This is a genomic window from Hydrogenophaga sp. NFH-34 (genome assembly GCF_021401345.1).
In the GTDB taxonomy this organism is placed as follows: Bacteria; Pseudomonadota; Gammaproteobacteria; order Burkholderiales; family Burkholderiaceae_C; genus Hydrogenophaga; species Hydrogenophaga electricum.
This window is the reverse complement of sequence record NZ_JACBGE010000014.1, coordinates 41,715-55,623: the sequence shown is the minus strand read 5'-3', so window position 1 is coordinate 55,623 and position 13,909 is coordinate 41,715. Positions and strand designations below refer to the sequence as shown.

Genomic DNA, 13,909 nt, shown 5'->3' with positions numbered 1-13,909 from the left:
ATGAGCCCGGAAGAACGCGCCCGGCAAGTCGGTGACACCATGTTCGCGGCCGACGTGGCGGCGCGCGAAACCATGGGCATTCAGATCGTGAGCGTCGAGCCCGGCCGCGCCGTGCTGCGCATGGCGGTCCAGCCACTGCACCTCAACGGGCATCGGATCTGCCACGGTGGCTTCATCTTCACCCTGGCCGACACCACCTTTGCCTACGCCTGCAACAGCTACAACCGCAACGCGGTGGCGGCGGGCTGCAGCATCGAATTTCTCAAGCCCGGTCTGGAAGGTGATGTGCTGACCTGCGAGGGCGCCGAGCAGGTGCTGCAGGGCCGGCATGGCATCTACGACATGCGGGTCACCAACCAGAACGGCGAGGTGGTGGCCGTGTTCCGCGGCAAGAGCGCGGTGATTCCCGGCCAGGTGTTTCCGGAGGAGCCGTGCGCATGAACCCCTTTCCGCTCGAACCCATCGAAAAGGCCAGCGTCGACGAACTGCGGGGTCTGCAACTCAAGCGCCTGCAGGCCACACTGCGCCACGCCTACCGGAACTCACCGGTCTACCGCCGCAAGTTCGACGAAGCCGGCGTGCACCCGGACGACTGCCGCTCGCTGGCCGATCTGGCCAAGTTCCCGTTCACCACCAAGCAGGACCTGCGCGACAGCTACCCGTTCGGCATGTTCGCGGTACCGCGCGCGCAGTGCGCGCGCATTCACGCCAGCAGCGGCACCACCGGCAAGCCGACCGTGGTGGGCTACACGCTGCGCGACATCGACACCTGGGCGACGGTGATGGCGCGCAGCATCCGGGCCAGCGGCGCCAAGCCCGGCGACATGGTGCACGTGAGCTACGGCTACGGGCTGTTCACCGGCGGCCTGGGCGCGCACTACGGCGCCGAAAAACTGGGGCTGACCGTGGTGCCTTTCGGCGGTGGCCAGACCGAGCGCCAGGTGCAGCTGATGGAGGACTTCCGGCCCGACATCATCATGGTCACGCCCAGCTACATGCTGGCCATCGCCGACGAATTCGAGCGCCAGGGGCGGGACCCGCGCGAGAGCAGCGTGCGCCTCGGCATCTTCGGTGCCGAGCCCTGGACCAACGACATGCGCGTGGCGATCGAGGCGCGCATGGACATCGACGCGGTCGACATCTACGGCCTGTCCGAGGTGATGGGGCCGGGCGTGGCCAACGAGTGCGTCGAGACCAAGGACGGCCCGACGATCTGGGAAGACCATTTCTATCCCGAGATCATCCACCCCGAAACGGGCGAACCGGTGGCCGACGGCGAGATGGGCGAGCTGGTGTTCACCAGCCTCACGAAAGAGGCGCTGCCCATCATCCGTTATCGCACGCGCGACCTCACGCGCCTGCTGCCCGGCACGGCGCGCACCATGCGCCGGATGGAAAAGATCACCGGCCGCAGCGACGACATGATGATCGTGCGCGGCGTCAACGTGTTCCCGACGCAGATCGAAGAACTGATCCTCCGGCGCCCGGAACTGACCGCGCACTACCAGTGCCTGTTGCGCCGCGATGGGCACATGGACGAGCTGACCGTGGCGGTCGAGACCCGGCCGGGCCTGTCACCCGACAGCCTGGAGGCGCGCGCGGCGGCCGAGCTGCTGCGGCACGAGATCAAGGTCTATGTCGGCAGCAGCGTCGAGGTCGCGTTGCGGCCCGAAGGCGGCGTGGAGCGCAGCCAGGGCAAGGCCAAGCGGGTGCTGGACCTGCGCCACGGCTGAGGCGCCGCGACGGCGTGCGGCTCAGGGGGCCAGCCAGGCCTGCAGGCGCTGGGCGTCGGCCGGGCCTACCCGCAGCGCCTGCACAGGTTCTTCGGGCCAGACCAGCTCGCAGCGCAGCAGGCGGCGGTCGCGCGCGACGATCGCGGTGCAGCGCCGCCGCGCGCCGAGCAGCAGGGGCAGCTCGTCGAGTTTGCGGATCTGCCAGGCTTCGGCGGGCTGGCCGCGCCGCGGCGGCGGTATCTCGATGCCCAGCCATTCGTCGCCAGCCGCCAGCCCGGCCGCTTCGGCCGCGCCACCGCGCAACACGGTCTTGACGGTGATGCCGCCGGATTCGCTCACGCGCAGCCCCAGTTGCTGCGCCAGCGGCGCCTTGTCGCGGTCCACGCTGGCGCCTTGCGCGCGCAGCAGCTCGGCCAGCGGCAGGTCGTCGGTGCCGTGCACCCAGTCGCGCAATTCGCGGGCGAAGCTGCGGCCGCCGACCGCGCGCAGCGCCCGGGCAATGTCGGCCTCGCGCACCGGGCCCCCGGCACAGGCGGCCCACAGGTGCCGCATCACGTCGTCCAGCGAGCCGGTGCCGGCCGCGCGCAGCGTGAGGTCCAGGCACAGCGCCACCAGCGCTCCCTTGGTGTAGTAGCTGACGGTGGCGTTGGGCGTGTTTTCGCCGACGCGGTAGTACTTGATCCAGGCGTCGAAGCTGGCCTGCGCCACGCTCTGCAGGTGGCGTCCCGGCGTCTGGAGCACCTGGTTGGCGGTCTTGGTGACCAGTTGCAGGTAGGCGAGGTTGTCGATCAGGCCCGCGCGGCGCAGGAACAGGTCGTCGTAATAGCTGGTGAAGCCTTCGAAGAACCACAGCAGCTCGGTGTAGTTCTCGTGCGCGTAGTCGTAGTGGGCGAACTCGGCCGGCCGCAGGCGCTTGACGTTCCAGGTGTGGAAGTACTCGTGGCTGATCAGCCCGAGCAGCGTGGTGTAGCCGTCAGCGGCCTTGAGCGGGGTGGTGGCCCGCGCAGCGGCGGAGCGTGGGGGCAAATCCGCCCTCTGGCAGATCAGGGCGGTGCTGTTGCGGTGTTCCAGGCCGCCGTAGCCGTCGGCGCTGGCGTGCAGCATGAACACGTAGTGGGTGAAGGGCGGTGCCTGGTCGCCATGCCAGAAGCGGATCTGCGCTTCACAGAGGCGGCGCGTGTCGGCCAGCAGCCGTTCGCCGTCGAAGCCCGCGCCGGCACCGCTGACCACGAAGCGGTGGGGCACGCCGCAGGCTTCGAAATCGCCTTGCCAGAAGGTGCCCAGCTCGACCGGGCAGTCGGCCAGCTCGTCGTAGTCGGCTGCCCGGTAGCGCCCACGGCCGTCGGCATCGGCCTGCTCGGGGCTCAGGCCCGTGGCGACGCGCCAGCCGGCCGGCAGATCGTCGGCGGCCAGCGTCAGCGTGTGGGGCTGTGCGGTCTGGCCCGCGACCCGCAGGCACAGGCTGGTGCTGTTGAAGAAGCCGCGCGTGGCGTCGAGAAAGGCGGTGCGCACCGAGGCGTCGAAGGCGTAGACCTCGTAGCGCAGTTCCAGCGGCTGACCGGCTTGGGCATCGATCTGCCAGCTGTGTTTGTCGAGCTGGCGCACCGCCACGGCCTGTCCACCCTGGGTGGCTTGGAGGTTCTGCAGGTGCTGCGAAAACTCGCGCACCAGGTAGCTGCCCGGGATCCAGACCGGCAGCGACACGCGCTGGCGCGCACTGGGGTGGTGAATGGTCAGCGTGAGCGCGAACAGGTGTCGGTGCGGATCGGGGATGGCCACGCGCAGGTGCACGCCGGCCGGCGTTTCGGCCGGGCGGGCGGCGCGTTTCGGGCGGGCGGGACGGGCAGGGGGGCGGGTGGTGGTCATCGGGTCGGGGCGGTCAGAGCGCACCGGCTCCGACGAAGCAGCACAGCGCCGCCACCGCAGACAGGCGGAAGCGCAGGGTCAGCCAGGCTTGCAGCCCGGCACGGGGATAGAGCGTGCGATCGGCCAGATAGCACAGCACGAACAGGAAGCCCAGCCAGGCCAGGCCCGCGAACGGGGGCATGAGGATGCCGGGCCAGGCCAGCAGCGGTGGCACGATGCCCCAGAGGAAATGGGGGCGGCAGGGATGGCGCGGGGGCACGCCGGCGTCCGGATGGCCGAGCGCGTGCCAGCCGATGCCCCAGTGGATGCCGCCCAGGAACGATGCCACCAGCGCGCCGTAGGCGGTGATCGCCATGGCGACCCAGGCTTGCAGGCCCGGTTCCACCAGCCAGAGCAGCACGGCCAGGCCGATGAACGGCAGCAGGCCGGCGTGGCCGAGGGTGCGCACCAGCGCGAGGTCCTGCGGATCGTGCAGTTCGGAGGCGGCCACCGGGGTCATGGGCGAACGGGGCTCAGTTCTTGATCTCGTTCAGGCGCTTTTCCACCCGGTCGGCGCCGATGGCGCCGGGCACACGCGAGCCGTCGGCGAAGAAGATGGTGGGCGTTCCGGTGATGCGCATCTTGCGGCCGAACTCGGTATTGCGGGCCAGCGCGCCGGCTTCGCACTGGGCGGTGGGCGGTGTGACGTCCTTGGTCATCCAGTCGAGGAAGGCCTTGCCCTTGTCCTTGGCGCACCAGATGTTGCGGGACTTTTCCGGTGAATCGCCGCCCAGGATGGGATAGAGGAACACGTGCACGGTCACGTTGTCGATCTTGGCCAGGTCGCGTTCGAAGCGTTTGCAGTAGCCGCAGTTGGGATCTTCGAAAACGGCCAGCTTGCGTTTGCCGTTGCCGCGCACGATGGTGAAGGCGTCCTTGAGCGGCAGCTCATCGAACGCCACCGCCGAGAGCTTGTCCAGCCGCTGTTCGGTCAGGTCGACCCGGTTGCGCGCGTCGATGAGGTTGCCCTGGATCAGGTAGTTGCCCTGTTCGTCGGTGTAGAGCACCTCGTTGCCGTTGATGCGGACTTCGTAGAGCCCAGGCATCGGGGTCTTGCTCACCTCGTCGATCTTGGGCAGGTTGGGCAGCCGCTCGGCCAGGTTCTTGCGGATCGTGGCTTCCTGGGCGAAGACCGCCAGCGACAGGGTGGTGGCCAGCAGCGCTGCCAGGGTGTTCTTGAGAAGGTTCATGCCAGGCCCGAAGGCTCTCCTGATAGACAACAAGTCGGTCGGCTCACAGCGCGTGCTGGCCCATGGCCTGGCGCGCAAGCCAGTGTTTCAGCGGGCCCAGGCGGTCCACACTGCGCAGGCCCCAGTTGCGCAGGGCCTGCACGCGGGCGTCGGGCTGGGCGAATAGGCTGAACAGACCGTCGGTCAGCCGGCTCATGGCCCCCACGTCGGCCTGCCGCGCCCGTTCGTAGCGGCGCAGCAGCCGCGGGTCACCCAGCTCGCGCCAGAACTCCCGGCCGTGCAGCACCCGCGCCAGTTCCGCTGCGTCGGCCAGGCCCACATTCAGGCCTTGCCCGGCCAGCGGATGCATGGCGTGGGCCGCGTCACCCGCGAGCACCACACTGGCACGCCCCTGGGTGGCGATCCACCGCCGGGCGCGCGCCAGTTCCAGCGGCCAGGCCTGGGGGGCGCTTTGCAGCGTCATGTTTCCCAGGGTCTGGCCGGCCCGTTCCTGCACCGCTTCGGCCAGGGCTTCGGGCCCGGCTGCCAGCCAAGTGTCGGCCCGCTGTGCCTGCACAGACCAGACCAGCGCCACAGAGTTCCCCTGGGCGCCGCCCAGCGGCAGCAGGGCCATGACCTCGCCGTCGCGGAACCACTGGCGCGCCACGCCGCCGTGTGGCCGTTCGCAGGTCAGGCGGGCGGCGATGGCCTTGTGGGGGTAGGGGTGGGTGTCGTAGTCGATGCCCCATTCGGCGCGCGTGCTGCTGCGCCGGCCTTCGCACACCACCGTCAGCGGGGCGGGCAGCGTGGGCGGGGCGTCCAGCCGGTCGATGCCGGCCTGGAAATGCACCGCGTCGGCCAGGCGCTGCTCCAGCGCCGGCACGTCCACGATCCAGGTCAGGGCGTCGGTGCCCAGGGCGCTGGCATCGAAGTGCAGCTCGCCGCCCTGGTCGCCGTGCACCGCCATGGCCGTGACCGGAGTGACCGACGCGTCGGCCGCCGCGCCGCTGTGCGGGGCCGAGGCCTCCGGCCAGGCACGCACCGAGCGCAGCAGATCGCGGGCGGCGGTGTTGAGGGCGTAGGCGCGCACGTCGGGCGTGCCCGGGGTAGCGCGGGGCGGGCTTACCAGCGCGACCTTGAGGCGCTCGCGCGCCAGCAGCAGGGCCAGGGTCTGGCCGACCACGCCGGCACCCCGGATGACGACGTCGTACCGGCGTGGGGCGCCTGGGCGGGAAGGGCTGGAAATCATGCGGGGATTCTAGGCGCCGGGCACAATGCGGCCCTGTTGCCCGCCCATGACCCTCCTGTTTGCCCTGTTGCCCGCATGACCGATTCCTTGCCGCAGGCCGATGCTTCGGCCGACCTCCTGGCCCGTATCGCCGAACTCTGGGTCTACCCCGTGAAATCCTGTGCCGGCGTCGCCATGCCGGAGGCCGAGCTCACGCCCACCGGCCTGGCCTGGGACCGGGCCTGGATGGTGGTGGACGAAACCGGCGGGTTCGTGACCCAGCGCGAGCTGCCACGCATGGCCCTGATCCAGCCGGCTTTCCGGCTTGGACAACTGGTGCTGCGCGCGCCCGGCATGCTGGCCCTGCACCTGTCGCTCGAAGCCGCCGAGTTCCCGCGCCGGGTGCGCGTGTGGGACGACGAGGTCGACGCCTGGGACATGGGCGACGTCGCGGCCCAGTGGTTCAGTGACTTCCTCGCGCCCGAGGCACCGCCGGCGCTGAAAAAGCTGCGTCTGGTGCGTTTCGATCCCGAGGTGCAGCGGCGCTGCAGCGAAAAGTGGACGGGCGGTCGCGCGGCGTTTGCGCAGTTCGCCGACGGGTTCAGCGTGCTGGTCACCAGCACCGCTTCGGTGGCCGAGCTCAACCGGCGCCTCGGGGCGGCGGGCGAAGCTGCGGTGGATCAGCGGCGCTTTCGCGCCAACATCGTGCTGGCCGATGTGGAGCCTCACGACGAGGACCGCATCGGGGCCTGGCGCGTGCACACGGCCGACGGGGTGGCGGCGCTGGAAAACGTCAAACCCTGCTCGCGCTGCCCGATTCCGAACATCGATCCCGACACGGCCCAGTCCTACCCGGCGGTGAACGACGCGCTGCAGGCCTACCGGCAGGACCGGCGCCTCGGTGGCGCCCTGACCTTCGGCATGAACGCCATCGTTCTGGAAGGCGACGGCCTGGTGCTGCGGGTGGGGCAGGCGGTGAGCGCCGACTGGGCGTTTGACTGATCGGCCCCGCTCGCTTTACCGCTGCGCGCGTCACGGGCGCAGCATCCCCGTCATTCCCGCAGAGGCGGGAATCCAGCCACGGCGGTCGTTCGGGGCTGTGCAGCCCTTCAGACAGGCGCTTCTTTAAAATCCCCCGTTTCCCCTGAACCCGAAAGCCTCGCCATGAGCCTCAAATGCGGCATCGTGGGCCTGCCCAACGTCGGCAAGTCCACCCTCTTCAACGCCCTGACCAAGGCCGGCATCGCCGCCGAAAACTACCCCTTCTGCACCATCGAGCCCAACGTGGGCGTGGTGGAGGTGCCCGATCCGCGCCTGGCGCAACTGGCCGAGATCATCAGCCCCGAGCGTATCGTGCCGGCCATCGTCGAGTTCGTGGACATCGCCGGCCTGGTGGCGGGTGCCTCCAAGGGCGAAGGCCTGGGCAACCAGTTCCTGGCCCACATCCGCGAAACCGACGCCATCGTCAACGTGGTGCGCTGCTTCGAGGACGACAACGTCATCCACGTGGCCAACAAGGTCGACCCGATCGCCGACATCGAGGTGATCCAGACCGAACTCTGCCTGGCCGACATGACCACGGTGGAAAAAAGCCTGCAGCGCTACACCAAGGCCGCCAAGAGCGGCAATGACAAGGAAGCGGCGGCGCTGGTGCAGATCCTGACCAAGGTGCAGGCCGTGCTCGACGAGGGCAAGCCGGTGCGCACACTGGAACTCAGCGACCAGGAAAAGGTGCTGCTCAAGCCCCTGTGCCTGATCACCGCCAAGCCGGCCATGTTCGTCGGCAATGTGGCCGAGGACGGTTTCGAGAACAACCCCTTCCTGGACCGCCTGCGCGAGTACGCCGCCGCGCAGAACGCGCCGGTGGTGGCCATCTGCGCCAAGATCGAGGCCGAACTGTCCGAGATGGACGACGCCGACCGGCTGGAATTTCTCAAGGAACTGGGCCAGGACGAACCGGGGCTGAACCGCCTGATCCGCGCCGGCTTCAAGCTGCTGGGCCTGCAGACCTACTTCACCGCCGGGGTGAAGGAAGTGCGCGCCTGGACCATCCACATCGGCGACACGGCCCCGCAGGCGGCTGGCGTGATCCACGGCGATTTCGAGCGCGGCTTCATCCGCGCCCAAACCATCGCCTTTGACGATTTCATCGCCTTCAAGGGCGAGCAGGGCGCCAAGGACGCGGGCAAGATGCGCGCCGAAGGCAAGGAATACGTCGTCAAGGACGGCGACGTGATGAACTTCCTGTTCAACGTCTGATGGACGACAGCGCCAGCCCGGTGGGTGAGCGCCTGGCCAAGCGCCTGGCCGCTCAATTGGGTTGCTCGCGCGCCGAGGCCGAACGCTACATCGCGGGCGGCTGGGTGCGGGTCGATGGCCAGGTGGTCGAAGCGCCGGAAGCGCGGGTGGTGCCGGCCCAGACGGTGGCACTGGACGAAGGTGCGCGACCCGAAGACCTGGGGCCGGTGACCCTGCTCTGGCACAAGCCGGCGGGCGTCCAGGTGCCCGAGGGCCTGCATGTGCCCACCGACACCGCGCTGCTGTGGCTGGCCGATGCGCAGGGCTCGCCCGCCGACCGCTCGCGCGTGCGAGCCCTGCGCGTGCACCGCCACCGCCTGCAAGCCTTGCTGCCCCTGAGCCGGGACGCGTCGGGCCTGATGGTCTTCACCCAGTCGCCGGGAGTGGCGCGAAAGCTCGGCGAAACGGCGGCCGATCTGGAGCATGAGTGGCTGCTGGACCTGGCCGCCACCGCCCCGGTGCCCGACGCCGCGGCACGCGAGTCCGTGCTCCGTTCGTTCGCACAGGCGGTCACCTTTGACGGGCGCCGTCTGCCGCCGGCACGCGCCAGCTGGCAGAGCGACCGCCGTCTGCGTCTGGCCCTCAAGGGATGCGTGCCCGGGCAGCCGGCGTTTCTGGTCGAGCGTGCCGGGCTGGCCGTGGCCAGTGTGCGCCGCCAGCGTCTGGGCCGCGTTGCGCTGACCGGGCTGGACGCCGGGCAGTGGCGCTACCTGCTGCCCACCGAACGTTTCTGAACCCGCGTGGCCCATGTGCTCAGCGCCATGGCCAGCAGCATCAGCACCAGGCCCACGGCATGCAGCCGCAGCATGCCACCCTGGGCAATGAGCGCACCGCCCAGGGCGGCTCCCAGGGCTTGTCCGCCGTAGATGGCCGAGGTGTTCAGGGCCACCGTGGCCGGGGCCAGTGCCGGTGCCATGTGCACGAGCCGGGCCTGCTGGGCGGAGTTGCACGCGAAACAGCCCAGTCCCCAGGGCACCAGCACCAGCATCTGGACCCAGAGCGCGTTGGTGCCCAGCGGCCACAGGGCCAGGCTCAACGCCATGGCGCCCAGGGTGAGCAGCACCGCCCGCGGCGGGCCGAGCCGGTCGATCCGCCGGGACACCAGCATGTTGCCCACCAGCCCGAAAGCGCCGAACCAGAGAAACAGCAAGGACAGGGTGCCGGTCCCGGGGCGCAACACCTGCTGGAAATAGGGGGCGAAATAGGAAAACAGCACGAACTGCCCGAATGCGGACAGCAGTGTGACCCCGACCGCCATCATCAGCGCCGGCGAGGCCAGGGTGCTGGCCCAGTCGCGGCGCGTCAGCGCGGCCGGCCGCACGCCGTCGGGCATGGCGCGCCAGACTGCGACGGCGCTGGCCAGGGCCAGCACGGCCACCAGGCCAAAAGCCCAGCGCCAGCCGAGCAGGCCGCCGATCCATGCCGACAGTGGCATGCCCAGCACCGATGCCACCGACCAGCCGAGGAACACGAAGGTGATGGCCCGCCCCCGGCCGGCCATGGGTACCAGCAGGCCCACGCAGGCCGCGGCCTGGGGCGTGAAGATCGCGGGAGGCACCATGGCCAGCACGCGCAGGGGCAGCAGCGTGCCGTAGTGCGGGGCGAGCGCGCAGGCGGCCATGAACACGGCGTACCACAGCATGCACAGGGTCAGCAGGCGCCGCCGGTCCCAGCCGGCGACCAGGCCGGCGAACACGGGCGCGCCGACGCCGATGAGCGCGGCGCCAACCGTGATGAGCTGACCGGCCTGGGGCACCGACACGGCCAGCGAGGCGCTGATGTCGTTGAGGGTGCCCGGCACCGCCATCACCCCGGTGCCGATGACGAAGTTGCCCAGCATGAGCGCCCACAGGCTGGCGGGCAGGCGCGGGGCGGTGGATGGGGGAGCGGCAGGCGGGGTCATGGGGCGCGGTGTGGGCGCCGCAGTATCGCGGCCACCGCTCAGAGCGACAGTCCCCCGGGAAACACCCACATCAGCGCGCCGGTCATTGTGAGATAGCGGGCGAACTTGCCGATGGCCATGTAGACCACGCAGGGCCAGAACGGAAACCGCAGCCAGCCGGCCACGGCGCACAGCGGGTCGCCCACGCCCGGCAGCCAGGACAGCAGGCAGGCTTTGGGCCCGAAGCGCTCCAGCCAGCGCAGCGCGCGCCATTCGGTGGGCGTGTGCCGGGCCTTGTCCACCGCGTGGTGCGCGCCGTATCCCATGCCCCAGCTGATGGCGCCACCCAGGGTGTTGCCGGCGGTGGCCACGAGAATCGCGGGCCAGAACAGGGACGGGTTCAGCTTGATCAGGGCAAACACCGCCGGTTCGGAGCCCATGGGCAAGAGCGTGGCCGAAACCGTGGCCACGACAAAAACGGTGCTCAATCCGACCTCGGGCAAGGCCAGGGTGTTCAGCAGGGCAGAGAACCAGTCGGGCATGGGCGGGGCGTGAGGGAGGAAGTCGCGAGCATATCGCCTGCTGAAAAAAGAGGCAGATACAATGCGCGTCCCCCGCCCGTTTCCACCGGGTCCGCCGATGCTGGCGCCGGGGTCTTCCCTTCCCGCCGCCACCACCGAGTTCTCCGCCTTCGCCCGAGCCATGCAACTGGGTCCCTACACCTTGCCCAACGCTTTGTTCGTTGCCCCGATGGCCGGGGTGACGGACCGGCCGTTCCGCAAGCTGTGCAAGCGGCTGGGCGCGGGTTATGCGGTCAGCGAGATGGTGACCAGCCGGCCCGACCTGCAGGACAGCCTCAAGACGTCGCGCCGCGCCGATCACCAGGGCGAACCCGCGCCGATCGCGGTGCAGATCGCGGGCACCGATGCGCAGATGATGGCCGATGCCGCGCGTTACAACATCGACCGCGGCGCGCAGATCATCGACATCAACATGGGCTGTCCGGCCAAGAAGGTCTGCAACAAATGGGCCGGTTCGGCGCTGATGCAGGACGAGGCCCTGGCCCTGGCCATCGTCGAGGCGGTCGTGGCCGCCTGCGCGCCGCAGGGTGTGCCGGTCACGCTGAAGATGCGCACCGGGTGGTGTGCCAGCGTGCAGAACGCGCCCACGATCGCGCTGGCGGCCGAGGCGGCCGGCGTGCAGATGTTGACGGTGCACGGCCGCACGCGCGAGCAGGGCTACAGCGGTCGTGCCGAACACGACACCGTGGCCCAGATCAAGAGCCGCGTGCGCATTCCGGTGGTGGCCAATGGCGACATCGATTCCCCCGAAAACGCGGCCGCTGTGTTGCGCCAGACCGGCGCCGATGCGCTGATGATCGGGCGTGCCGCCCAGGGGCGGCCGTGGATCTTCCGCGAAATCGCCCACCACCTGACCACGGGCGGGCATCTGCCGCCCCCGGACTTGGGCGAAGTGAAAGGCTGGCTGCTGGAGCACCTGGCCGAGCACCACGAGCTGTACGGCGAATTCACCGGCGTGCGCAGCGCGCGCAAGCACCTGGGCTGGTACGCACGTTCGCTGCCGGTGCCCGCGGCGGAGGCGGAGGCTTTCCGCCGCCGCGTCAACGCCCTGACCACCGCCGATGCGCAGGTGCATTGCGTGGGCGAAGCCCTGGACGCCTGGGCCGCCGGGCTGGCGCTCGACGGCCGGCCGTTGCCGGCACCCGAAGAGGAACCACTTTGGAGACTGGCCGCCTGACTGGCCAGACATCACAAGACCATGAGCAACCCGCAGAACCTGCACGATTGCGTGCGCGCCAACCTGGAAACCTATTTTCGCGACCTAGGGGGCACCGAGCCTTCGGACCTCTACGACATGCTGGTCAAGGCGGTCGAGAAGCCCCTGCTCGAAGTCGTGATGGCGCAATCGCAGCACAACCAGTCGCGCGCAGCGCAATGGCTGGGGCTCAACCGCAACACCCTGCGCAAGAAGCTGCTCGACCACCACCTGCTCTGATTTCCGTTTTCTCCATCCACCCTCATCCTCCACAGTCATGCGCGCACTGCTCTCCGTCTCCGACAAGACCGGCATCGTCGAATTTGCCCAGGCCCTGCACGGCCTGGGTGTCACGCTCCTTTCCACCGGCGGCACCGCCAAGCTGCTGGCCGATAAGGGCCTGCCGGTGACCGAAGTGGCCGAGGTCACGAACTTCCCCGAGATGCTGGACGGTCGCGTCAAGACCCTGCACCCCAAGGTGCACGGTGGCCTGCTGGCCCGCCGCGAACTGCCCGAGCACATGGCCGCGCTGAAAGAGCACGGCATCGAAACCATCGACCTGCTGGTGGTCAACCTGTACCCGTTCGAGGCCACCGTGGCCAAGGCCGGCTGCACGCTGGCCGATGCGATCGAGAACATCGACATCGGCGGCCCGGCCATGGTGCGCAGCGCCGCCAAGAACTGGAAGGACGTGGGCGTGGTCACCGACGCCGGCCAGTACGAGGCCGTGATCGCCGAACTCAAGGCCGCCGGCAAGCTGAGCGACAAGCTGCGCTTTGCGCTGTCGGTCGCCGCCTTCAACCGCATCGCTCAGTACGACGGCGCCATCAGCGACTACCTGTCGTCGGTGGCGTTTGAGGAAGAGAAGCTGGCCGAGAGCTATGTGCCGGCCCGCAACCTGTTTCCTGGCCAGTCCAACGGCCAGTTCATCAAGGTGCAGGACCTGCGCTACGGCGAAAACAGCCACCAGCAAGCCGCGCTGTACCGCGACCTGTACCCCGCGCCCGGTTCGCTGGTCACAGGCGTCCAGCTGCAGGGCAAGGAACTGAGCTACAACAACATCGCCGATGCCGACGCGGCCTGGGAATGCGTCAAGAGCTTCGACGCGCCCGCCTGCGTGATCGTCAAGCACGCCAATCCCTGCGGCGTGGCGGTGGGCAAGGATGCCCACGAGGCTTATGCCAAGGCCTTCCTGACCGATCCGACGAGCGCGTTCGGTGGCATCATCGCCTTCAACCGCACGGTGGACAAGGCGGCGGCCGAGGCCGTGGTCAAGCAGTTCGTCGAAGTGCTGATGGCGCCCGACTTCACCCCCGAAGCGCTGGAAATCTTCAAGCCCAAGGTCAATGTGCGGTTGATGAAGATCGCGCTCCCCCAGGGCGGCGCCACCGCCTGGGAGCAGGGCCGCAACGCCATGGACGCCAAGCGCGTGGGCTCGGGCCTGCTGCTGCAGACCGCCGACAACCACGAACTGGTGCTGGCCGACCTTAAGGTCGTGACCCAGTTGCAACCCACCGCGCAACAGCTTGACGACCTGATGTTTGCCTGGAAGGTGGCCAAGTACGTCAAGAGCAATGCCATCGTGTTCTGCAAGGATGGCATGACCATGGGCGTGGGCGCTGGCCAGATGAGCCGGCTCGACTCGGCCCGCATCGCCAGCATCAAGGCCGAACACGCCAAGCTCTCGCTGCAAGGCACGGCGGTCGCCAGCGACGCCTTCTTCCCGTTCCGCGATGGCCTGGACGTGGTGATCGACCACGGCGCCACCTGTGTCATCCAGCCGGGCGGTTCCATGCGCGACCAGGAAGTGATCGACGCGGCGAACGAGCGAGGCGTGGTCATGGTGTTCAGCGGCGTGCGCCACTTCCGGCACTGAAGGTGATGCTCTCCTTGCGCCGCGTTGCGGCTTTCCCCTCCG

General features: G+C 69.2%; 14 protein-coding genes. 8 read left to right on the top strand and 6 right to left on the bottom strand.

Annotated features, from left to right (window positions below):
• On the top strand, window positions 1–441 hold the full coding sequence (paaI, locus tag L0977_RS14535) for a hydroxyphenylacetyl-CoA thioesterase PaaI (RefSeq protein WP_234265567.1): 441 nt from the start codon (window positions 1–3) through the stop codon (window positions 439–441).
• On the top strand, window positions 438–1,733 hold the full coding sequence (gene paaK / locus L0977_RS14530; protein ID WP_234265566.1) for a phenylacetate--CoA ligase PaaK: 1,296 nt from the start codon (window positions 438–440) through the stop codon (window positions 1,731–1,733). The genes paaI and paaK overlap by 4 nt, the downstream gene beginning before the upstream one ends.
• Window positions 1,734–1,754: 21 nt before the next feature.
• Here paaK and L0977_RS14525 read toward each other — a convergent pair whose 3' ends face one another.
• From L0977_RS14525 to L0977_RS14510, 4 genes are read right to left on the bottom strand one after another with little or no spacing between them, the layout of a single operon-like run.
• The gene (locus L0977_RS14525; protein ID WP_234265565.1) at window positions 1,755–3,599 is read right to left on the bottom strand and encodes a M61 family metallopeptidase; all 1,845 of its coding nucleotides are present in this window, start codon (window positions 3,597–3,599) and stop codon (window positions 1,755–1,757) included.
• 13 nt (window positions 3,600–3,612) lie between these two features.
• The gene (locus L0977_RS14520; protein ID WP_234265564.1) at window positions 3,613–4,098 is read right to left on the bottom strand and encodes a DUF3429 domain-containing protein; all 486 of its coding nucleotides are present in this window, start codon (window positions 4,096–4,098) and stop codon (window positions 3,613–3,615) included.
• A 13-nt stretch (window positions 4,099–4,111) separates the two neighbouring features.
• Window positions 4,112–4,828: a DsbC family protein gene (locus L0977_RS14515; RefSeq protein WP_234265563.1), complete on the bottom strand. Its 717-nt coding sequence runs from the start codon at window positions 4,826–4,828 to the stop codon at window positions 4,112–4,114.
• Window positions 4,829–4,871: 43 nt separating this feature from the next.
• Complete coding sequence (locus L0977_RS14510; RefSeq protein ID WP_234265562.1) at window positions 4,872–6,056, bottom strand: FAD-dependent monooxygenase; 1,185 nt, start codon at window positions 6,054–6,056, stop codon at window positions 4,872–4,874.
• Window positions 6,057–6,131: 75 nt separating this feature from the next.
• On the opposite strand from L0977_RS14510, the gene L0977_RS14505 reads away from it, so the two are divergent.
• The 3 genes from L0977_RS14505 to L0977_RS14495 all read left to right on the top strand — a co-directional run bounded on the left by L0977_RS14505 (window position 6,132) and on the right by L0977_RS14495 (window position 9,067).
• A complete protein-coding gene (locus L0977_RS14505) occupies window positions 6,132–7,037 on the top strand; it encodes an MOSC domain-containing protein (RefSeq protein ID WP_234265561.1) in 906 nt (301 codons plus the stop codon).
• 162 nt (window positions 7,038–7,199) lie between these two features.
• Window positions 7,200–8,294, top strand: a complete 1,095-nt coding sequence (gene ychF, locus L0977_RS14500; protein WP_234265560.1) for a redox-regulated ATPase YchF — start codon at window positions 7,200–7,202, stop codon at window positions 8,292–8,294.
• Window positions 8,294–9,067, top strand: coding sequence for an RNA pseudouridine synthase (locus L0977_RS14495; protein ID WP_234265558.1), 774 nt, complete (start codon window positions 8,294–8,296; stop codon window positions 9,065–9,067). The genes ychF and L0977_RS14495 overlap by 1 nt, the downstream gene beginning before the upstream one ends.
• Here the strand turns inward: L0977_RS14495 and L0977_RS14490 are convergent.
• Together L0977_RS14490 and L0977_RS14485 are read right to left on the bottom strand one after the other, a co-directional pair.
• Window positions 9,040–10,236: an MFS transporter gene (locus L0977_RS14490; protein ID WP_234265557.1), complete on the bottom strand. Its 1,197-nt coding sequence runs from the start codon at window positions 10,234–10,236 to the stop codon at window positions 9,040–9,042. The two genes, L0977_RS14495 and L0977_RS14490, sit on opposite strands and share 28 nt — an antisense overlap.
• 38 nt (window positions 10,237–10,274) lie before the next feature.
• Window positions 10,275–10,757, bottom strand: a complete 483-nt coding sequence (locus tag L0977_RS14485) for a YqaA family protein (protein ID WP_234265556.1) — start codon at window positions 10,755–10,757, stop codon at window positions 10,275–10,277.
• Window positions 10,758–10,917: 160 nt separating this feature from the next.
• Here L0977_RS14485 and dusB point away from each other — a divergent pair, with 160 nt between their 5' ends.
• Genes dusB through purH form a run of 3 tightly spaced genes read left to right on the top strand, consistent with a single transcriptional unit; the run spans window position 10,918 to window position 13,867 of the window.
• The gene (gene dusB / locus L0977_RS14480; protein ID WP_234265647.1) at window positions 10,918–11,973 is read left to right on the top strand and encodes a tRNA dihydrouridine synthase DusB; all 1,056 of its coding nucleotides are present in this window, start codon (window positions 10,918–10,920) and stop codon (window positions 11,971–11,973) included.
• Between the two features lie 21 nt (window positions 11,974–11,994).
• Window positions 11,995–12,231 carry a helix-turn-helix domain-containing protein gene (locus L0977_RS14475; RefSeq protein WP_234265555.1) on the top strand — a complete coding sequence of 79 codons (237 nt, stop codon included), beginning with the start codon at window positions 11,995–11,997 and terminating at the stop codon, window positions 12,229–12,231.
• A 37-nt stretch (window positions 12,232–12,268) separates the two neighbouring features.
• Entirely contained in the window at window positions 12,269–13,867 is a 1,599-nt protein-coding gene (gene purH / locus L0977_RS14470; protein ID WP_234265554.1) for a bifunctional phosphoribosylaminoimidazolecarboxamide formyltransferase/IMP cyclohydrolase, read from the top strand.
• Window positions 13,868–13,909 lie beyond the last annotated feature (42 nt).